This window comes from Dyadobacter crusticola DSM 16708 (assembly GCF_000701505.1).
In the GTDB taxonomy this organism is placed as follows: Bacteria; Bacteroidota; Bacteroidia; order Cytophagales; family Spirosomataceae; genus Dyadobacter; species Dyadobacter crusticola.
In genome coordinates, this window is the sequence record NZ_JNJB01000007.1 from 105,075 (window position 1) to 125,314 (window position 20,240).

Below are 20,240 nucleotides of genomic sequence, written 5' to 3' on the forward strand. Positions count from 1 at the left end.
ACAACAGACGAAATCATGAAATTACCTGAATTTGCTGTTAAAAATTACCAGTTTACGCTGGTGGTTTTCCTGGCCGTGATGGCGCTTGGTATCTACTCTCTGCTTACAATGCCGAGAAGCGAAGATCCTGACATTCACCCGCCGCAGTTTACCGTAGTGGTCATTTATCCAGGTGCCAGCCCCAAGGATATGGAGCAGCTTGTAGTAGATCCGATGGAGAAAAAGATCAACGAGCTGGACAATATGAAGCACGTGATCACCGACATTCAGGATGGTTTGGCAGTGATGCAGATCCAGTACAAGTACAGCTCTGATCCGGAAGACAAGTACCAGGAGATTGTGCGCGAGATCAACAGCATTCGCGGCCAGCTGCCTGCAGACATCGCGGACATTCGCATTAACAAACAAATCCCTTCCGATGTAAGTATTTATCAGTACGCCCTCGTAAGTGAGAACGCGACCTATGTGCAGCTGAAAAAGTATTCGAAGGAATTCAAAGAGCAGCTGGAAAAAATCAAGAGCCTCAAAAGGGTAGACTACCAGGGTGTGCCCGAGCCTCAGGTGAAGGTAAGCCTAAACTTGCAGAAGATCGCCCAACAACAGCTTACCCAAAATCAGGTCATCGCCGCCTTGCAAAGCGAAAATGTGAATGTGCCCGGCGGGAGTATCAGCATGGGTACCAAAAAGCTGAACATCAAAACGAGCGGTAACTACCGGACGTTAGACGAGATTGCTAACACGGTTGTGTCCACGGCCAATGGAAAAATTGTTTACCTGAAAGACGTAGCGGAAGTGAGGATGGGGTATGAAGACGAGACACACCTCGCCAGACTCAACGGCTTTCGCTGCGCGTTTGTCAACGTAAGCCAGAAGGAAGGAGAGAACATCATCGCGGTACAGGACCAGGTGACGCCCGTTGTGGAGAAGTTTAAGGCTAAATTGCCAGCCAATATCGAGCTGGTGAAAGTGTTTGACCAGGCAAAAAGCGTAGATACCCGGCTCTCGCATTTTGCCCGTGATTTTGGCATTGCGATCCTCCTCGTGCTTCTCACGTTGCTGCCGCTGGGTACGCGGGCTTCGGTGGTAGTGATGATTTCCATTCCGCTGTCACTCGCAATCGGGCTGACGCTGATGAACCTGTTTGGCTACAACATCAATCAGCTGAGCATTGTAGGTATGATCGTGGCGCTGGGTATCCTGGTCGACGACAGCATTGTGGTGGTTGAGAACATAGAAAGGTACCTGAGAATGGGTTACAATCGCGTTGAAGCATCCATCAAAGCTTCTTCGCAGATCGGGCTGGCGGTTGTGGGTTGTACGATCCTGCTGATATTCGCATTTTTGCCGCTCGTTTTTCTGCCCGAAGGTGCGGGCGATTTTATCCGCAGTTTACCGCTTTCGGTAATTACCACGGTATTTGCATCCATGATCGTTTCGCTGACGATCGTTCCTTTCTTGTCAAGCGTGATCTTAAAACCGCACGCAAATGAGGAAGGTAACTTTCTGTTGAGAGGAATGAAGCGGCTGATCCACGGTACTTACGGCAGTATTCTGGACAAAGCTTTGAAGCGGCCGGCCCTCACGCTGGTGCTCGCTGCATTGATTTTTGCCGGTTCGCTTGCATTGATCCCGCTCATCGGTAACTCGCTTTTCCCCAAATCTGAAAAGCCGATGTTCCTGGTCAATATAGAAATGCCGCAGGGTACGAACATCAGAAAAACAAACCAGGTAGCCCGCTATGTAGAAGGGATCCTGAAAAAAGAGCCGCTGATTACCTCATTTGCGACCAATGTAGGGAAAGGTAACCCCAGGGTTTATTACAATGTGGTCCAGCACAATGAAAGCGAGAACTTTGCGGAAATTTTTGTGCAGGTGGAAGGTTTGGAAACCAGGGAGAAAGTTGAGGTCATTGAGCGCCTTCGCAAAAAGCTTGAAGGATATCCCGGGGCGGAAATCAAGGTAAAGGATTTCGAGCAGGGCCCGCTGATCGAGGCGCCGCTAGCCTACCGGATCTATGGTGAAAACCTGCCGGATCTTCGTAAAACAGCATTTCGCGTAGCTGATCTGCTTGCCAAAACCGAAGGTACCATCTACGTCAACAACCCGCTCCTGGTGCAGCCTACCGACCTGCGCATCAACATCAACAAGCAAAAAGCAGGAACACTAGGCATTTCATCTGCAGAGATTGACCGTACAATCAGGCTTGGTGCAGCCGGACTGAATGTGGCGACTTACCGGGAAGACGCGGGCAAGGCGGATAACTATGATGTGAATGTATCTGTGTCGCGGAACGGGGCGGTGCAGGATTACAGTGTTTTTGACAAACTATATGTAACCTCAGCCTCGGGCGCCAGCGTCCCATTGAAGAATGTAGTGAACGTGGAATTCGAGAGCTCGCCAAACCAGATCCGGCATTATGACAAAGATCGCTACGTCACTGTTTCGGCATTCGTGAAGCCGGGCTACAATGTTCAGCGACTGGATGAAGAGATTACTTCGAAGCTTAATAAGTTCAGGTTTGAGGATGGACAAAGCTTTACCGTGGCCGGTGAAAAGGAGAGCCAGCAGGAAAGCTTTGGCGGCTTGGGACTGATTATCCTGGTGACTGTTTTCGGCTTCCTTGGTGTGCTGATCCTTGAATTCAAAACATTCAAAAGCATTCTGATTGTGCTTTCTGTGATTCCGCTCGGGATCGTGGGCGGCCTGGCAATGCTCTTTTTAACCGGCGAAACACTTTCGTTCACGGCGACGATCGGCTTTATCGCGTTGGTAGGTATTGAGGTTAAAAATTCGCTGCTCGTAGTGGATTTCACCAATCAGCTGCGTGAGCAAGGAAAGAGTATTGAGGAGGCGATTATCGAAGCAGGCGAAATCCGCTTTGTGCCTATTCTGCTCACATCGCTGACTGCAATCGGCGGACTGCTGCCGCTGGTCATCGAGTACAGCGCGCTCTACTCGCCACTTGCCCTGGTATTGATCGGCGGATTGATCAGCTCTACATTGTTGTCAAGACTGGTTACTCCTGTCATGTACAAGCTGCTTCCTCCGGCCATTGAGGTAAAAAAGGAATTGCACGAAGAGCCTGAGCTGGTGTATTAGAAAAAGAAAAGCGGTTGCCTCGGTTATGAGAAACCAGGGCAACCGCTTTGAATTAAAACTGGACCATGCTTTGCAGTAAAACAGGTCGTTTGAATGAAACGGCTTCGCTGATAGGTGAGGGTATTTCCGCAGACTTATCGCAATGCAATGCAACTGGTTTAATCACCAGCTTCTGGTTCATCTGGTCATAGCACCATTGCGAGTCCGTTCCGCTTTGGGAGTTGGGGGTAAGTCCGGGCGCAGTTTCCGATGACGCTAAAACTGCCAGGCCGATGATAACCGCGCTGCTGCCCATTGCAACCGGCATCCATTTTGACCGGGCAAATGAGCGAAGGTCGCGCGCGAGGGCGGAATTAGGGAAGTTGAAGTTTTTAAATTGCATGGCTAGATAGTTAAGTAACAGAACGGATGCAAATTGGTCTACAAACAGCCTTAGAGGAAGCACTACTGTTTGAATTGTAGATTATTTTATCTGAACTGTTTCTATCAGCGCCTGAAACAGATTTGCTCTCAGCCTATTTTCGTCAGGAAAGCGCGGATGTTCTCGCGGTATCCTCTCGTCCATTTCACCTTGTCGCCAGTAGACAGGTGAATGATGTACTCGCCATTAAAGTAAGTTTCCAGCTCGGAGATATAGTTCATATTAACAATATTGGAGCGGCCAACGCGGATCATTACATCGGGATCAAGGCGGTTTTCTAAACTGCTGAGGCTTTCGTAAATGGTGTAGGTTTTCGTTGCTGTGTATACCGAAATATAATTTCCGTCGGCCGAAAAGTGGCTTATATCTGCTGTTTTGACCAGGTACATTTTTCCGGCTTCCTTTACCAGAATCCTTTGCAGGTAGTTTTCCGGCCGTTCGCGCTGTTCTTTCAGGAGGCTGCTGACGAGCTCTTCAATGCGCGGCTGCGATTTGAGGCTCAACCACTCTTTCGCCCGCCCGAGTGACTGATGAAACCTGATCTCGTCAAACGGTTTCAGCAGGTAATCGATCGCATTAACTTCAAAGGCGCGCAGCGCATATTGATCATACGCGGTTGTAAAAACAATGCAGGGCTGGTAATGCGGCCAAACCTCCTTTAAAACCTGAAATCCGTCCAGCTCGGGCATTTGGATATCAAGAAAAACGAGTTCAGGTCGGTACTGAAGTATTTTAACTACTGCCTCCGACCCGCTTCCGGCTTCTCCGGCGACCTGAATGTGAGGATCGTTTTTCAGGAACGTGCGTATCACGTCTCTTGCAAGAATTTCGTCATCAACGATCAGACTGGAATGTTTCATGGCTACTGATTAGTTTGGTTTTTGCCTGACCTTCAAAAAATAAGGTCACTATGGTGCCCCCGTTTGGCGGCTGCTCGAAAGTCAGCCTGGCTTTCTCTCCATAAGCCTGCTTTAACCTTGATGTGGTATTTTTAAGTCCAAGGCCCATTCCCTCTGAATCTTTTTGATGCCGGGCCCCATTGTCTTCCACCTTGATTTCCAGCCCGCTGTTGCTTACCGTGGCTGTAATGCGGATCAATGCATTGGTCGTAAGATCAGAGATGCCGTGCGTAATGCAGTTTTCAACAAGAGGTTGCAATATCAGCTGAGGAACCGGGTATAGTTCAGATGCAGGATCAATCTCGTACTCCACTTTCAGCCTGTCCTGAAACCTGACTTGCTGTATGCTCAGGTATTGACGTGTGAGTTTAAGTTCTTCCTGCAATGGAATAAAATCAGCCTTTTGATTAATCAGAACGGCGCGCAGGAGGTCACTTAAAGTGGTGATCATCACTGTTGCCTTGCGGATATCGTTCTTGATCATCAGGCTGATCACGGCGTGGAGGGTATTGAAGAGAAAATGCGGGTTTAGCTGCATTTTCAGCGATTGAAGTTGTGCATTGGCCAGTTGACTGCGCAGCTGTTCGTTACTGAGCTCTGTGTCAAAATGTTGCTGTTTCAAAGCCTGGTACCGGTAAATGTAAGATACCTTGTTAAAACCCACCACCAGCAAAAGGTACTGCGCAAAACTCCCGGCAAAACCGAAGTAGAAGGAAAACCAGTATTTTTCCACCGCTACTGACTTGCCTACTGCCCAGAACATCAGCGGATTGGTTACAAAGTAATGGAACAGGTTGACGGACACATTCAGAATGCCGACAATCAGAAGGTGGATTAAAATAGCTTTCATCACCGAACCTTCCTGTCCCTTGAAGGCAATTGGCACTTTCAGCGAGGCCCAGAGTACCAGAGGTGTGGTCGACCACCAGAAGAGTCCGTCCAGCAGCCAGATGAAGAGCTCGCTCGGCTGCATGATAAATCCTTCGCGAATGCGCCAGAGCATTGTCAACTGCCAGAGGGTGATCAATGCAAAAATCCCCCAGTAGCAGAAAGAATACCACCAGAACTCTTTTTCAGAGAGCGGCAACTTAGATTGGTCGAGCAGTTTTCTCAGGAAAGTAGTTTGCTTTTCAGGCACGTTGACTATTATGAGGATGCGGGTTACAAAATTAATTTGGCAAAATATGGTTTTAAGAGGATTTACATAAACCGTTAGCTCACTTATCTGAATTGCGGTAAATGGGTCTGGAATGCAAAGCTTGGGTAGAGAAAGGATTTTTACTTGTTTTATGAGAAAGTAAACTCAATGAAAAAAACTTCCCTGAAAGACATCGCACAGAAAGCCGGGGTTTCTACTGCGCTCGTCTCCTACGTTTTGAATGGAAAAGAAAGAGAAACGCGTGTTGGGGAAGTGATCGCGAAGAAGATAAGGGAAATTGCAAAGGAGCTCAACTATCAGCCTAATCACCTGGCCAAAAGCCTGCGGAGCGGCAAAACATATACAATAGGTCTGGTTATCGCCGACATCTCCAATCCATTCTTTGCCAATATTGCCCGGGTTGTGGAGGATGAGGCCAAGCGGAACGGCTATACGGTAATCATCGGCAGCTGTGATGAAAATGCGGATAAGTCGTGGGATTTGCTGAATGTACTGATCAACCGGCAGGTTGACGGAGTCATCTTAGTTTCCTGCGAAGGCTCGGAAAATCAGGTGCGCTATCTGAAAGAAAGAAAAATCGCATTTGTGCTCCTCGACCGGCATTTTCCCGAAATACAGACAGATTTCGTCGCGACAAACAATTACAAAGCTTCCTATGATGCAGGCGTTCACCTGATCGAAGGTGGGTATACCCGTGTCGGCATGATTGCCTATAATTCCAGAATGTACCACATGGAAGAGCGTGTGCGTGGCTACAAGCATGCATTGGCGGACAATCAGATCAGGTTTCAGGAGGAGTGGTTGAGAGAGGTGCATTTTGCGACAATGGAGAAGGAAGTTAAAATCGCAATTGACAAAATTCTGGCGCTACCCAAACCAGTTGAAGCACTTATATTTGCTACTTACGGGCTGGCGATCAATGGACTGAGGTATATCAATGAGCTGCGTTTGAGAGTGCCGCAAGACCTTGCGATTGTAAGCTACGGACAGGCCGAGGTATTCGATCTATACTATTGTCCGATCACCTACATCCGCCAACCGCTTGAACTGCTCGGGAAAACGGCCGTTGAATTCCTGCTCGAAAAGCTTGGAGATCGGAACGTTGGAATCAAGCAAATCCTGATGGAAGCCCGGCTGATTGAAAGAGAATCTTCAAGTGCAAAGCAGTAACTTCAATCTCCTGTTGTGATTCCTGAACAGCTCGACAGCTATATAACAACTCAAATACTAACAAACTCAACCAAATGAACAAAGAAAAGTTTTCCATTGCCCTATTCGAAAAAGCGCCACTGGTTGGTATTATCCGGAATGTGGCTTTTGACGATATCAAGCGGATCCTGCCAATTTACCGGGAGGCTGGTCTAACCACGGTGGAAATCACGATGAACACGCCGGGAGCAGCGGAGATGATCAGGTATGCTGTCGAAAATGAAGCGGAAGGGCTGAATATCGGGGCAGGTACGGTTTGCACGAAAGATGATTTGAAGAGCGCCCTGGAAGCGGGCGCGCAATTTATTGTCACGCCGGTGATCAGTAAAAAGGTAATCAAGACATGCGTAAAAAAAGAGATTCCCGTTTTCCCTGGTGCATTTACGCCTACCGAGATTTATAATGCGTGGAGCCTTGGCGCGACAATGGTGAAAATATATCCTGCAACTTCACTCGGGCCGGAGTACATCAAAGATCTCAAAGCGCCTATGAACCAGCTCAAATTACTACCGACGGGCGGTGTTGGCCTGGAAAACATGACCGCGTTTATGAAAGCCGGCGCAAATGGGCTGGGGATTGGTGGCCAACTTTTCGACAAAAAGCTGATCCAAGACAAAGATTGGCAAGGCTTGAAAAGCCACTTCGAGCGATTTGTACAAAAGCTGACCGGAAACTGAGCTGTTCAATAAGGGCGGTTTTACAGCAGGCTGAACTACTATATTAATAAGTACCATTCTAAAAGTATCATTATAAAAGTAATAATATACTGTAATTCACATTTGATACTTTTGATTTGTATATACCTTTTAAATCAACACTTACTTTTCAATATTGATGCTCACATTAGGCAGCTCAATGTGAAGCTGCACTTTGGCTTTCAAGGCTGTGAACACGCGGATCAGTGTGTCGAGTGTCATGTTAGCCGCATTGTTTTCCAGCTTTGAAATTTGCGCTTTTTGTACACCGACAAGCTTTCCAAGCTCTTCCTGTGTAAGCTGCCTTTCAAGACGGGTATCCCTGATTGCTTTGCCAACCAGGTCTATTTGCAGGTTGTATTCGAACCTGTCCCGGGCTGGTGTCCCGATCTTGCCGATTAACTCGTCCTGTACTTCGTCAAGTGTGAAAGTTCTCATTTTTCAGAATGTTTATTGTTCATCAAAATACTTGCATCTTAGCTTTTGAGCTCTGCTAACTTCATTCTCAGGTACTTTGCTCTGCTTTTTGATAAATCCATGTGTCGCAATCACCATCGTGCGCTCCGACTTGGATTTGTCCCAAAATGCCAGAAGGCGATACTGTAAGCCCTGGTAAAGTGTCCGGAACTCCCAAATTTCGCTATTCAGCTTTTTGAATAGCTCTGGGTCATTCTTGGCTTGTGCTTTCCTGATATTATATAATATCTTCTCCGAATGCTTTTTGTCAAGCTCTTTCAAGAAAGTAAATGCCTCTTCGAGGAAAATTACCTCAAACAATTTTTCGACCATCAAATTTACAGTTTAATTATTGGTTTCTATATAAGGAAACATTTTTATTTCAAATTTTTTTTCTTTACTGTTTAGACGTAGCATTGAACGTAAGGTAACTGTGGCAATCACTTTAATTTTTCGTCTTTGTTGTACCCGAATGGAGCTGTCGTTTTTGCGGATGATCTACATTGGTCTACGTTTCACTGCTGTATATCGACTGCGCACTTGCTCCTCTTCTGTCACTCGGCTTTTGCATTTACATTGTGCCCGCTAACATTAACAGCATGCAAAATGAACTCGAAAGAAATCGGCACAAAGTGGTATCCTGAGAACAAGCTTGTGGTCACGCAGGTCAGCGGCGATCTCGATGAATTTGAAATTGAGCAATGGGAGAGAGGTCTGAACGAAATATTCGAAGAGCTCAGAGATGGAGAGAGCTTCAAAATCCTGATCGACATGCACGGTTTCCAGGCAGCAGACACCGCAGCACACAAGCGTTTTCGCAATATTATCCCGCAGAAAATGGCGGAATTTGGCTGGAAAGTAGGTTATGTGAATTTATTTGAAGAAGAAGCCGACCGGATGATCCTGGCAAATTACCGGAACATCCAGTGCATTGGCGCAGCACATTGCCACCATGATGCAGGAAAAATGGAGCTTTATGAGCGACGTTTCAGCAGATATAACGAGCATTTTTTCACAGATAGGGAAGAAGCCCGAAAGTGGATCGAGCAAAGCTGCTGACGGGGAAAAGCAGTTTTCTAATCTTTGATTCAAGTATAGAATCGGCAATGCGGTATTTTAAAGTCAGGACACATTTATAACTTTAAATTACCTCTTGAATGAAAAGTGCTATCCCAGGAAGTTGGTTAGGCGGTTGCCTGGCTTTTTTGTTAATCACACTCCTAGTTCCACAATCAAGCATGGCGCAAAGCAAGGAAGAATCAGAAGTTGCAAAGGCAGTTGAGTCGTTAAAAACCCTGCTGGTTGAACCGAATCAGAAGGGACTTGAAGCAATTTCTTCCAAAGAGCTGAGTTACGGCCATTCAAATGGTTTGGTTGAAGATCAGAAAACATTTGTAGAGTCGCTGATGAGCGGTAAGTACGATTTCGTAACAATGGACCTTACTGAGCAAACAATAAAGGTAGTCGGCAATGCAGCAATCGTGAGGCATATTCTTACCGCAAAGACAAATGATGCCGGCAAAGGACCTGGTACTGCGAATATCAAAGTATTGCAGGTGTGGCAGAAAGAGGCGGGAGGCAAATGGGTTTTGATCGCCCGTCAGGCAGTGAAGATCGCTGTGTAAGATACCCGGCTTGGATATGAGAGCGGCAGGAGCAATCTTGCCGCTTTTTTATTTTAGTGGTGAACTAAGGCTATTAATGTAAAAAAATGGCGGTCATTTCTGACCGCCCGCAACCCACAACAAAGAGTGGCACAGTATTAATCTGCGATTACGTGATTGTAGTCCGGGACTAATCTAGGGTTTTCTTTCGAAACCTGTATTTGTGTTCAATCATCACATTATTCTGCGGAAAACAGCAATTATAAATGCTCGCTAAGTAACCTGAGGGCTACTTTTGCGGTTCGCCAGAAGCGACTCCTGTAATGTGATGAGCGAGGTTGCGCAGGCTAAGCTAATGCAATTTCAGGCAACGCCAAAATCTCCCTAGTAGAAAAAACCCCAGATTGTGTAACGAGTTTTCAGAAAGGTGTGCACCGGCGACCTCCGCGTGTATTTTCTTTCTGGTTCAATTTGGATGAATATCAGCATTTCACCAGCGTATGGCGAAATGGCACAATTTTGACGTAAAATAACTGTCTATGGAAAATTTATCAGATAATGGTAGTGTAGGAAGATTGATCATTGTTGCATATCGGCTGCCTTTCAAGCTGGTCTGGGAAAACGATCAGCCACAGCTGTTCCAAAACTCGGGTGGACTCGTTTCCGCTGTTTTGTCCCTTGTGAAGGATACCGGGACTGTTGCATTTAATGCCAATGAAAAGATCCAGTGGGTCGGATTTTCGGAGAATACGCAGGAGGAGCTTGAAGGTCAGTCAATGGAGAATGAGAACTTCCAGGCGCACCCGGTTTTCATCCCCGAAGAGATGAATGAGAATTATTATGAAGGTTTTTGCAACAACCTCATCTGGCCGCTCTGCCACTACTTCCCTTCACTTGCCCGCTTTGAAGATGCTTACTTTGAAGCTTATCAGCAGGCAAACCAGCTTTTCTTCGAGAAGCTCGATGAGATTATAAAGCCTGGTGACGTGATATGGGTGCAGGATTATCAATTAATGCTGCTGCCTGACATGATCCGCGAAAAATATCCTTCCAACAAAGTCGGATTCTTTTTTCATATCCCATTTCCTTCCTATGAACTTTTCCGGCTGCTGCCAACAGGTTGGAGGAAGGCGATTGTGAATGGCATATTGGGAGCTGATGTGGTCGGGTTTCATACCAATGATTATGTAGAATACTTCTTGAAAGCCGCCCGCCTGGTATCGGAGCACGGCAACAAGCTACACTACATAAATATGAGCAACCGGATCGTGAAAGTGGATTCGTTTCCGATAAGTATCGATTTCAACAAATTCAATGATGCTTACGACAAACCCGAGGTGGTGCAGGCCAGAGAAGATGCCCGTCAGTCCTTAAAAGAGAAAATCATTTTTTCAGTGGACAGGCTTGATTATTCAAAGGGAATAATCCACCGTCTACGCGGCTATCAACGATTTTTGGAAAGGTATCCTGAGTGGCACGAGAAAGTATCTTTCGCGATGGTGGTGGTACCGTCCCGCGACACGATTGAGCAATATCAGCAGATGAAGTCAGACATTGATCAGACTGTCGGGAAGATCAATGCGGATTTCGGGAGTATCTCCTGGCAGCCCATTATTTATCAGTACCGTTCCATGCCTTACGACGAGCTTGTTGGTATGTACACTGCAAGTGATGTAGCGCTGATCACACCGGTACGCGACGGAATGAACCTGGTTTGCAAAGAGTATGTAGCCAGCCGGAAAGATCGCAAAGGAGTATTAATACTCAGCGAAATGGCGGGCGCGGCTGCGGAACTTGGTGAAGCTTTGATCATCAATCCGCTCGACAGGCAGGATATTGCCGATGCGATCAAGGCTGCATTTGAAATGCCGGAAGAAGAACAGATTAAGAGAATGGACGCAATGCGTGAGCGCATCAGGGATTATGATGTGTTTGCGTGGACAAATGACTTTTTTACTCAAATGACAATGCTGGAACAAGAACACGAAAGACTAAAACAGACCTTTCTGACCGACAACGGGATTAATGCAATCAGGCTTGCTTATCAGAAAGCTTCGAACCGGATCCTTTTCTTCGATTATGATGGTACGCTGGCACCAATTGTGCCTGATCCTGCAAAAGCGATTATTTCACAGGATGTCAAAAGGCTGATTGGCGAAATTGCTCATCGAGACACCGTTGTCATCGTGAGCGGAAGAGACAAATTCTTCCTCGACAAACTTTTCAGCGATCTTCCGGTACACATGATCGCTGAGCATGGTGCTTTGATCAAATTGAAAGGGGAGGAGAACTGGACATTGAACGAGAGTTATGAAGAAGGTTGGAAGGATAATATCCGCCCGATCATGGATATGTACGCCAAAAGATGCCCGGGTGCATTTGTCGAAGAAAAAGAGACATCACTCGCCTGGCATTATCGCACAGCTGACGACCGCGAATACGCGACGCGACGTGCTCAGGAGTTACTCTGGCAATTGAAAAACTACATTCAGCCGGAAATGAACTTGCAGGTAATTGACGGAAACAAGGTTGTGGAAGTTAAGAAAACCGCATTCAACAAGGGAACTGCGACAAGGATGTTTGTAGAAAACGGTAGCTACGACTTCGTTCTGGCGATCGGGGATGATACTACGGACGAAGATATGTTCGAAGCGCTGCCGGAAACTTCTTACACTATCAAGATCGGAGACGATCTGTCTGCTGCCCGTAATCACATCAAGAGTCAGGAGGAGGTATTCTATTTCCTGAATTTCATGGTATCCTCCGCAGGAGAGTAGTGCGGATTACCTGTAACGAAAAGAGGCTCAGCGTGAATGCTGAGCCTCTTTCGGTTTTAAGCGGCGACAAGTTCGCCGCCCGCATCCAGGTTTTCAAGTTTGATGAAGTGGCAAATGTACCCTGCAGATCTTAATGCAGCCTGTATTACTTTGAAATCCGATAGCTCAGACGTAAGCGTCAGCATTAAGTCCTGAAAATCGTAAGCCCAATGTTTCACATTCAATTGTTTCAAGCAATCGTGGAGGCGTTGAAATGACTTGTTGTTCTGGATTCGCGTTCTAAACGAGATCTTATATGTGTTATTCATTCTGGCTAATTTTAAGGTCTGTTGATATTCATCTTTCATGTCAGGTTCATGAATCAAAGATCCTGATTATTTATAATACTTCCAAATAAGAGCATTCGTTTTTAAGGTTTATACCTAAACAAAAAAGCTTCGCAATCCGTGAGGCGAAATTGCGAAGCTTTATTGAAAAAGGTTTTATTATATTATTAAGAAAATATTAGATTTTCCATCAATATCTTCATATCAAGCTATCTTTTGGGCCAGGCAACCCGAAGGAATTCAACCCAGTTCTTCCACATAATTCTTTCAATGTCTTCATCAGAATAGCCGCGCGAAGCGAGCAGGGGTGCAATCGTTTGCAGGTCGGCTATGGAGTCCAGGTCACCGGGCGACTGCTCTTTTCCGTAAGCACCGTCAAGGTCGGACCCGATGCCAACGTGATTTGCATTCCCGGCTATTTGACAAATATGATCAATGTGTTGCACGACATGCTCGATTTTCAGTCCGGTATTCTCGGGCGTTGATTTGCCTCTTACCCAGCCGGGAATCATCATCCATGCATCAAACGCCATTCCGATCACCGCACCTCGCTCGATCAGCGCCTTTATCATTTCGTCAGAAAACTGTCGGTTGTGCGGCGTAATTGCGCGTACCAGATTGTGGCTCGCCCAAACCGGCCCTTTATAGATCGCAAGCGCTTCCCAGAATGCTGTATCACATAAGTGGGTAGCGTCGAGGATCATGTTGAGCTTGTCCATTTCAGTTAACAGATCCTTGCCTTTTTGCGACAGCGGTGCATCAGAATCAGTGCCATAAGCATACACGCCAGGCCCATAATGCGCCGGGCCGATTGCACGTAGCCCGTAACCGTAGGCAGTTTCCAGATTTTTAAGACTGATCAAAGAATCTGCGCCTTCAAGGCTAAGTATGTAGCCAATCGGGAGATTTTCGGTGGAAGCTGCATTCTGCCAGAGGGACAAATGAGCTGTAAGTTGCTCGAAATTGGTGACCTGAAACATTTCACCCGCTTCTTCCATTGCTTTGTACCACGCAATCTGCGCCTGACTTTGCGCCCAGGCCTGCGCCTGAGAGTGCCAGCCGGGTATCTGGCTGTCGGGCTTCACGAAACGGGCAATTTGAGTAGCTACGCAAATCCCGATGTTGCCCTTCCGCATTTCGGGAAGACTAACTACACCTTTACCCCGGTCAGGTTTGTCGGAAAGGTTTTTTTCCCGTTCTCTGATCGCATAAAGATCTTGTGTCAAATCCCGGTTCCATTCCACCGCGTTCATGGACAGATCGAGGTGGGCGTCAAATAAAAACATACACTTTGATTTAAATAGTTAACCTCCGGTTGCGCGCGGCAATTTTCCATTCGCCTTTGACCGCGCCGTTTTCTACAATCGTAGCAAATTCGTGTAAAGCTACTGTGGGACAAACGTGATAAGGCACTGCATAGAATACATCCCCGATACTCACTGACTCCCAAACCTCGTTATTAACCTGCAACACGCCATGTTCTTCGCTCTGGCTGAGCAACGTGTATCCACTCAGGTTCAGAATGCGCAGGCGGCTTTCGATCGGATTTTCTGCTGCTATCGCTTTGTGTCCCAGGTCGATGGTAACAATACCAGCAGTAGGTTTTGACACGACGCGGGTCAGTATCAATGCAGCATGCTCAAATGGCTGGCCGTCGAACCTGTCTCCATATCCCCAATCCCAGAGTACATTGGTGCCTGGACTGAGATATACATTTTCGCGCATTGCATGAACGGTAAGAGAAGGAGAGCCGCCGGCTATGATCATCGGATCACGTCCGATATCATTTTTTACAAGGTCTATTAATGGTAATACCTGATTGAATGCAGTATCCGCCGCTATTTTACGCTCCGAGAACTCTGGATTACGGATATGTCCGTCATAAACATGCAATCCGCTCATTTCCAGATGCGACATGCTGGCCAGGTACCGGTATAGGGAGAGCAGTGTACCATCAATCGGATGACCGGAACGGTTCATTCCATTATTAACATCGATGAATACACTTGCTTTCAAACCGCGATCCAATGCAGCTTCATTTAGCTGGCTGGCGGACTTTTCATTATCTACGAGAGATGAAAACACCACATAAGGAAATGCTTCCTTTAATTTGAACAAACGGTTAATATTCGGGCCTACCATCTGGTAAGAGAGCAGGATCCATTTTGCACCTGCATTCGCCAGCATTTCAGCTTCGGCAATCGTCGCGCATTTGAACTTGCTGATTCCATGTTCAAGCTGTATGGCAACAATCTCCGCGCACTTATGTGTTTTTACATGAGGAACAAGCCGCTCAGCACTTCCCGCAATACTGATCATTCCACGAATGTTATTACGTATCCGATCCTCATAAAACAGCAAAGAAGGAGAGATAACTGAATCAGGATTATTTAGTTGGTACCACATTTTGTCAATGATCGAATGATTGAATGGATGAATTTCGAATGAGTGAATGAGTGAATTGTGAATGAGCTGCCGCGGAAAGGTGAATTGTGAATTAGTGAGTTGTGAATTGGTGAATGAAACTAAAAGATCGATTAAGTAGAAAGTCTAGATATAATGTCGATTCTGCCACCTGGGTAAACTTCAAATATTCAATTATTCAAAATTGAATTCAGTCACTCGCTCATTCACTAATTCACTAATTATTCAGTCATTCAATCATTCACTCATTCAAAATTAACTCTCACTTTTCTTCAAGTTCAAACATCGCCTCGATTTCTACTGGGATGTTGTCAGGGAGGCTGCCCATTCCTACGGCGCTTCTTACGCCTATGCCGTTTTCTTCGCCCCAGATCTTCGCGAAGAGCTCACTTGCGCCGTTGATGATAAATGGATGCTTTTCGAAGTCAGAAGTGCAGTTTACCATCCCAAGAACCTTTACCACCCGCTTCACACGATTTAAGCTGCCCAGATTTGCCTTTAATGTTGAGAGGATAGTAAGTCCGACCTGGCGTGCCGCTAGCTTGCCCTGGTCCTGGTCCATGTCACTGCCGATTCTGCCGATGATCAATTTGGCATCGTCTTGCACAGGTCCGTGTCCGGAAACGTAAACCCAACGTTTGTCAACGATAACCATTGGTTTGTAAACGCCAAGTGGCTTGGGAGCAGGAGGAAGAGTGAGTCCGAGTGCGGCAAAATTTGATTCAGGTGTATTTTCCATCATGTTGTTTTTTTTCTCTCCGTTCGCTGAAGCGAACGGGAAATGATTTGCGTTTTTTAAATCCATTTCCGTTCGTTTTAACGAACGGAAACAGGGGTATCGACGGCTGATTTCTATTTTAGAAACGAACTCCTAAAAATCCATCCCCGTTCGTTTCAACGAACGGAAGGGGCGGGGTAGCAGGCGTGGTCATCCTGCAGTTAAAAACAAATTTAGTACCAAAACGCCCAGTAATCCCATTATTGACACGATTGTTTCCATCACAGACCAGGTAAGCAGCGTGTCTTTGATGCTCAAATTAAAGTATTCTTTAAAGAGCCAGAAGCCGCCGTCATTCAGGTGAGAGAACATTAAACTACCTGAGCCGATAGACAATACAATCAATTCCGGTGGCACAGAAGCGTTGACCAATAACGGTGAAAGAATACCAACTGTGGTTAGTCCGGCTACCGTTGCTGACCCTACGCAAACACGAATTACCGCCGCAATACCCCAACTCAGGACGAGTGGCGACACGTCAATGCCGGCCAGACTCTCCGCAATGTAGGTGCTTACGCCACTCGCGGTCATGATTTCTTTGAAAACGCCCGCTCCGGCGATGATCAGCAGGATTACGGATACACCCTTGAAAGCTTCTTCCATTGACTTACTAATCTTCTTCATATCCATTCCCCGCGCGATTCCCAGCGTGTAAGCAGCGAAAAGTACCGATAGGAGCATTCCAAAATACGGCTCAGCAAGAAGTCCGATGATTTTGTTATCAGGATAATATCTCTTAATACCTGACATTGCAGTGAGCAAAAAAACCGGCAGTAATGCAGTAATAACGCTGATTCCAAGTCCGGGCAGTTCCGATGTGGGTCTTGGTTTCACATTAAATAGATCTTCGTCAGGCTTAGGCTGAAAACGTTTCAATGTACTTCCAAAGATTGGTCCGGCGACTGCAATGGCGGGGATAGAAACGATAATACCATATAATAGCGTTTGCCCCAAGTCTGCATTCAGTTGACTGGCAATGGCGGCTGGCGAAGGGTGGGGTGGGAGGTAGCCGTGTGCGACGGATAGTGCCGAAAGCATTGGGATACCCACATAAAGCAAAGGGAGCCTGGCAGTAGCGCTGATCATGAAAATCAATGGGATTACGATTACGAAACCTGCATTATAGAAAAGCGGTATCCCGATTACAAACCCGGCCAGCGCCATTCCCCATTGAATGTATTTCTGACCAAATAAACCAATAAGGGCATCTGTGATGCGCTGAGCAGCCCCGCTGTCGGCTACCATTTTCCCGAGCATTGCTCCGAACCCTACGATCAGGACGAGGTCGCCCAATGTTCCGCCTACACCTTTTTGAATTGCTTTACTGACAGTGTCTACCGTCAACCCGCTTGCGAGGCCGAGGCCGATGGATACAAGTAGAAATGAAATGAACGTGTCAATTTTGAGCCAGGCGATCAGGAGGATCAAAGCCAGGATCGCAATGAAAGTAAGTAGTAAGGGCATAATCGAAATAGTAGGAAAGTAAGCTAACGGTTATAAGCCGGAATAAAGCGTTTTTTAATGAGAGATGCCAATTTAGTTTTGCAGAGCGTAATATCTAGCATAAAATACACGGGATCACACATATAGCCAGACTACCTCCAAATAGCATAAAAGATAGTTGCTAGACTGGGCAAAAATCGCGAAATTTGACTTTTTACAAAGGATAATATTGCATTAATTCACTGAGCAGTTGCACATATCCAATCGCTCGTTTTAACAAATTTCGATTCTTTTCTAACACTTTATGGCAGAATCTTCTGGTGAAAACATTATCCCGATAAATATCGAGGATGAAATGCGCGGGGCCTACATCGACTACTCGATGTCCGTTATTATCTCCCGCGCATTGCCCGACGTTCGCGATGGCTTGAAACCGGTACACAGGCGGGTGCTCTACGGAATGTCAGACCTGGGCGTTAATTACAATCGTGCCCATAAAAAGTCAGCTCGTATAGTAGGGGAGGTTTTAGGGAAGTATCACCCTCATGGTGACTCTTCTGTTTATAATACAATGGTGCGTATGGCGCAACCCTGGTCGCTGCGGTATCCGTTGGTTGACGGACAAGGTAACTTTGGTTCCGTTGACGGTGACAACCCTGCGGCAATGCGTTATACAGAGGCACGTCTGAAAAGAATTGCCGACGAGCTTCTAAGCGATCTGGGCAAAGATACCGTTGATTTTCAACCCAACTTTGACGATTCGCTTAACGAGCCAACTGTACTTCCCGCTAAATTCCCGAACCTGCTTGTTAACGGTTCTTCGGGTATTGCGGTAGGTATGGCCACCAATATGGCGCCGCATAACCTGTCGGAAGTTGTGGACGGTGTGCTGGCGTACATTGATGATAATGAAATCACCATACCGCAATTGATGGAGCACATCAAGGCTCCCGATTTTCCTACAGGCGGTATTATATATGGTTACAATGGCGTAAGATCGGCCATGGAAACTGGTCGCGGAAGCATCATTATGCGCTCCAAGGCGATTTTCGAAGTTGCTAAAAACGGTCGGGAGCAGATCATCGTCACCGAGATTCCTTACATGACCAACAAAGCTGCGATGATCGAAAGAATTGCAGCATTGATCAACGAGAAAAAGCTTGACGGGATTTCTGATATCCGTGATGAATCGGATAGGGATGGTATGCGCATTGTTTTTGACCTCAAAAAAGATGCAATACCTAATATTGTACTGAACCACCTGTTCAAGTACACACCTTTGCAGACTTCTTTTGGTGTCAACAACGTAGCGCTGGTGAAAGGCCGGCCGGTAACGCTTAACCTGAAAGACCTGATCAAGCATTATGTTGATCACCGGATCGTGGTGATTACCCGCCGGACAGAGTACGAGCTGAGAGAAGCTGAAAAGCGCGCGCATATTCTGGAAGGTTTGATTATCGCACTTGATAACCTGGACGCAGTTATTTCATTGATCCGTAGTTCACGTGATCCTGAAACTGCAAAGAATGGTTTAATGGAGCAGTTTGCATTGAGCGAGATCCAGTCAAAGGCGATCCTCGAAATGCGTCTGCAACGTTTAACAGGTCTTGAAAGAGATAAAATTGTTAAGGAATACGAAGAGATCATGCTTCTGATCACTGACTTACGTGACATTCTTGCAAATGAATTCCGTAAGTACGAGATCATCAAAACTGAATTGACGGAGATCAAAGAACGCTACGGTGACGAGCGCAGGACCAAGATCGAGTTTGCTGCGGAAGAATTCAGTGATGAAGATATGATCCCAGACGACGAGATGCTCATTACAATCTCGAATGAAGGGTATATCAAGAGAACACCATTGTCCGAATATCGTACGCAAACGCGCGGCGGAGTAGGATCACGCGGGGTGAAAACCAAGGATACCGATTTCACAGAGCACTTGTTCTCCGCGACAATGCTCAACTACCTGCTGATCTTTACAGAATTTGGTAAGTTGTTCTGGATGAAGGTGTATGAAGTGCCGGAAGGAAGCAAAACCTCGAAAGGCCGACCGATTCAAAACCTGATCAGTCTGGAAAATGGCGACTCAATCCGCTCTGTGATCAATGTACGCACTTTGTCAGATGAGGATTATATCAACAATAATTACCTCATAATGTGTACGCAGCAGGGCACAATCAAGAAGACTTTGCTGGAAGCCTATTCACGTCCGCGTGCAAATGGAATTATCGCGATCTCTATCAATGAAGGAGACAGGCTTCTGAACGTGGCGCTGACAAATGGAGACAATGATATTGTAATTGCGTCTAGTGCAGGCCGTGCGGTTCGCTTCAATGAAAAAGGAGTTCGCCCGATGGGAAGAACTGCTGCAGGTGTTCGCGGTATCAACTTGATTGAGCCGGGCAATAAGGTGATCGGAATGGTTTGTATAAACCGGGACGATGCGCAGTTGCTGGTTGTTTCTGAAAATGGTTTCGGAAAACGCTCGAATATTGATAGTTACCGCGTTACCAATCGTGGTGGTAAAGGAGTTTCAACGATGAATGCGACCGACAAGGTAGGAAAGCTGGTTGCGATCCGTGAAGTTACCGAACAGGACGATCTGATGATCATCACCCGAAATGGTATTGCCATCAGAATGAGCGTATTGGATATTCGTCTGGCAGGTAGAAATACACAGGGCGTGAAATTGATCAGGCTTAACAACTCCGACGAGATCACATCGGTGACGAGAATTCTTAAAGATCCGGACGAGAAGGCCGCTGAACTGGACGAGGATGGCAACGTGATAGCAAAGCCAATTGCCGAAGGACAAGTTCTGGACGGGGCTGAAATATTACCGGCTGACGAGCTTGACGAAGAGATTGAAGATGACGCGATCGAAGACGATGAGGAAGATGAAAATGATCCTTCTGAGGAACCAGAGGCATGATTTTTGTAAAAATTA

17 protein-coding genes are annotated in these 20,240 nt (G+C 46.5%); 7 read left to right on the top strand and 10 right to left on the bottom strand.

What is annotated here, in order from left to right:
- Positions 1-15: 15 nt before the first annotated feature.
- Entirely contained in the window at positions 16-3,099 is a 3,084-nt protein-coding gene (locus tag Q369_RS0110995; protein WP_031527857.1) for an efflux RND transporter permease subunit, read from the top strand.
- Positions 3,100-3,151: 52 nt separating this feature from the next.
- Here the strand turns inward: Q369_RS0110995 and Q369_RS0111000 are convergent, their stop codons facing one another.
- The 3 genes from Q369_RS0111000 to Q369_RS0111010 all read right to left on the bottom strand — a co-directional run bounded on the left by Q369_RS0111000 (position 3,152) and on the right by Q369_RS0111010 (position 5,557).
- Entirely contained in the window at positions 3,152-3,481 is a 330-nt protein-coding gene (locus Q369_RS0111000; protein ID WP_031527858.1) for a hypothetical protein, read from the bottom strand.
- Between the two features lie 128 nt (positions 3,482-3,609).
- Positions 3,610-4,380, bottom strand: coding sequence for a LytR/AlgR family response regulator transcription factor (locus Q369_RS0111005; protein ID WP_031527859.1), 771 nt, complete (start codon positions 4,378-4,380; stop codon positions 3,610-3,612).
- A complete protein-coding gene (locus Q369_RS0111010) occupies positions 4,355-5,557 on the bottom strand; it encodes a sensor histidine kinase (protein ID WP_229206807.1) in 1,203 nt (400 codons plus the stop codon). Before Q369_RS0111010 ends, Q369_RS0111005 begins: the two co-directional genes overlap by 26 nt.
- 168 nt (positions 5,558-5,725) lie before the next feature.
- On the opposite strand from Q369_RS0111010, the gene Q369_RS0111015 reads away from it, so the two are divergent.
- Together Q369_RS0111015 and Q369_RS0111020 are read left to right on the top strand one after the other, a co-directional pair.
- Entirely contained in the window at positions 5,726-6,748 is a 1,023-nt protein-coding gene (locus Q369_RS0111015; RefSeq protein WP_031527861.1) for a LacI family DNA-binding transcriptional regulator, read from the top strand.
- 74 nt (positions 6,749-6,822) lie between these two features.
- Complete coding sequence (locus tag Q369_RS0111020; protein ID WP_031527862.1) at positions 6,823-7,464, top strand: bifunctional 4-hydroxy-2-oxoglutarate aldolase/2-dehydro-3-deoxy-phosphogluconate aldolase; 642 nt, start codon at positions 6,823-6,825, stop codon at positions 7,462-7,464.
- A 141-nt stretch (positions 7,465-7,605) separates the two neighbouring features.
- Here the strand turns inward: Q369_RS0111020 and Q369_RS0111025 are convergent, their stop codons facing one another.
- Together Q369_RS0111025 and Q369_RS0111030 are read right to left on the bottom strand one after the other, a co-directional pair.
- The gene (locus tag Q369_RS0111025; protein ID WP_031527863.1) at positions 7,606-7,920 is read right to left on the bottom strand and encodes a helix-turn-helix domain-containing protein; all 315 of its coding nucleotides are present in this window, start codon (positions 7,918-7,920) and stop codon (positions 7,606-7,608) included.
- 12 nt (positions 7,921-7,932) lie between these two features.
- The gene (locus Q369_RS0111030) at positions 7,933-8,271 is read right to left on the bottom strand and encodes a type II toxin-antitoxin system RelE/ParE family toxin (RefSeq protein WP_031527864.1); all 339 of its coding nucleotides are present in this window, start codon (positions 8,269-8,271) and stop codon (positions 7,933-7,935) included.
- A 273-nt stretch (positions 8,272-8,544) separates the two neighbouring features.
- On the opposite strand from Q369_RS0111030, the gene Q369_RS0111035 reads away from it, so the two are divergent.
- The 3 genes from Q369_RS0111035 to Q369_RS0111045 all read left to right on the top strand — a co-directional run bounded on the left by Q369_RS0111035 (position 8,545) and on the right by Q369_RS0111045 (position 12,319).
- Positions 8,545-8,997, top strand: a complete 453-nt coding sequence (locus tag Q369_RS0111035) for a hypothetical protein (RefSeq protein WP_031527865.1) — start codon at positions 8,545-8,547, stop codon at positions 8,995-8,997.
- A 179-nt stretch (positions 8,998-9,176) separates the two neighbouring features.
- On the top strand, positions 9,177-9,563 hold the full coding sequence (locus Q369_RS0111040) for a nuclear transport factor 2 family protein (RefSeq protein ID WP_051664027.1): 387 nt from the start codon (positions 9,177-9,179) through the stop codon (positions 9,561-9,563).
- Positions 9,564-10,081: 518 nt separating this feature from the next.
- A complete protein-coding gene (locus Q369_RS0111045) occupies positions 10,082-12,319 on the top strand; it encodes a bifunctional alpha,alpha-trehalose-phosphate synthase (UDP-forming)/trehalose-phosphatase (RefSeq protein ID WP_031527867.1) in 2,238 nt (745 codons plus the stop codon).
- Positions 12,320-12,375: 56 nt separating this feature from the next.
- On the opposite strand, the gene Q369_RS0111050 is transcribed toward Q369_RS0111045, so the two are convergent.
- The 5 genes from Q369_RS0111050 to Q369_RS0111070 form a co-directional block, all read right to left on the bottom strand.
- Positions 12,376-12,627, bottom strand: coding sequence for a hypothetical protein (locus Q369_RS0111050; protein WP_031527868.1), 252 nt, complete (start codon positions 12,625-12,627; stop codon positions 12,376-12,378).
- A 227-nt stretch (positions 12,628-12,854) separates the two neighbouring features.
- Positions 12,855-13,931: a dipeptidase gene (locus Q369_RS0111055; protein WP_031527869.1), complete on the bottom strand. Its 1,077-nt coding sequence runs from the start codon at positions 13,929-13,931 to the stop codon at positions 12,855-12,857.
- 10 nt (positions 13,932-13,941) lie between these two features.
- Positions 13,942-15,051: a D-TA family PLP-dependent enzyme gene (locus Q369_RS0111060; RefSeq protein ID WP_031527870.1), complete on the bottom strand. Its 1,110-nt coding sequence runs from the start codon at positions 15,049-15,051 to the stop codon at positions 13,942-13,944.
- 280 nt (positions 15,052-15,331) lie between these two features.
- Entirely contained in the window at positions 15,332-15,808 is a 477-nt protein-coding gene (locus Q369_RS0111065) for a RidA family protein (protein ID WP_031527871.1), read from the bottom strand.
- A 189-nt stretch (positions 15,809-15,997) separates the two neighbouring features.
- Positions 15,998-17,311, bottom strand: a complete 1,314-nt coding sequence (locus Q369_RS0111070) for a GntT/GntP/DsdX family permease (RefSeq protein ID WP_031527872.1) — start codon at positions 17,309-17,311, stop codon at positions 15,998-16,000.
- Positions 17,312-17,594: 283 nt separating this feature from the next.
- Here Q369_RS0111070 and gyrA point away from each other — a divergent pair, with 283 nt between their 5' ends.
- Positions 17,595-20,225 carry a DNA gyrase subunit A gene (gene gyrA, locus Q369_RS0111075; protein WP_031527873.1) on the top strand — a complete coding sequence of 877 codons (2,631 nt, stop codon included), beginning with the start codon at positions 17,595-17,597 and terminating at the stop codon, positions 20,223-20,225.
- The last annotated feature ends 15 nt before the right edge of the window (positions 20,226-20,240 follow it).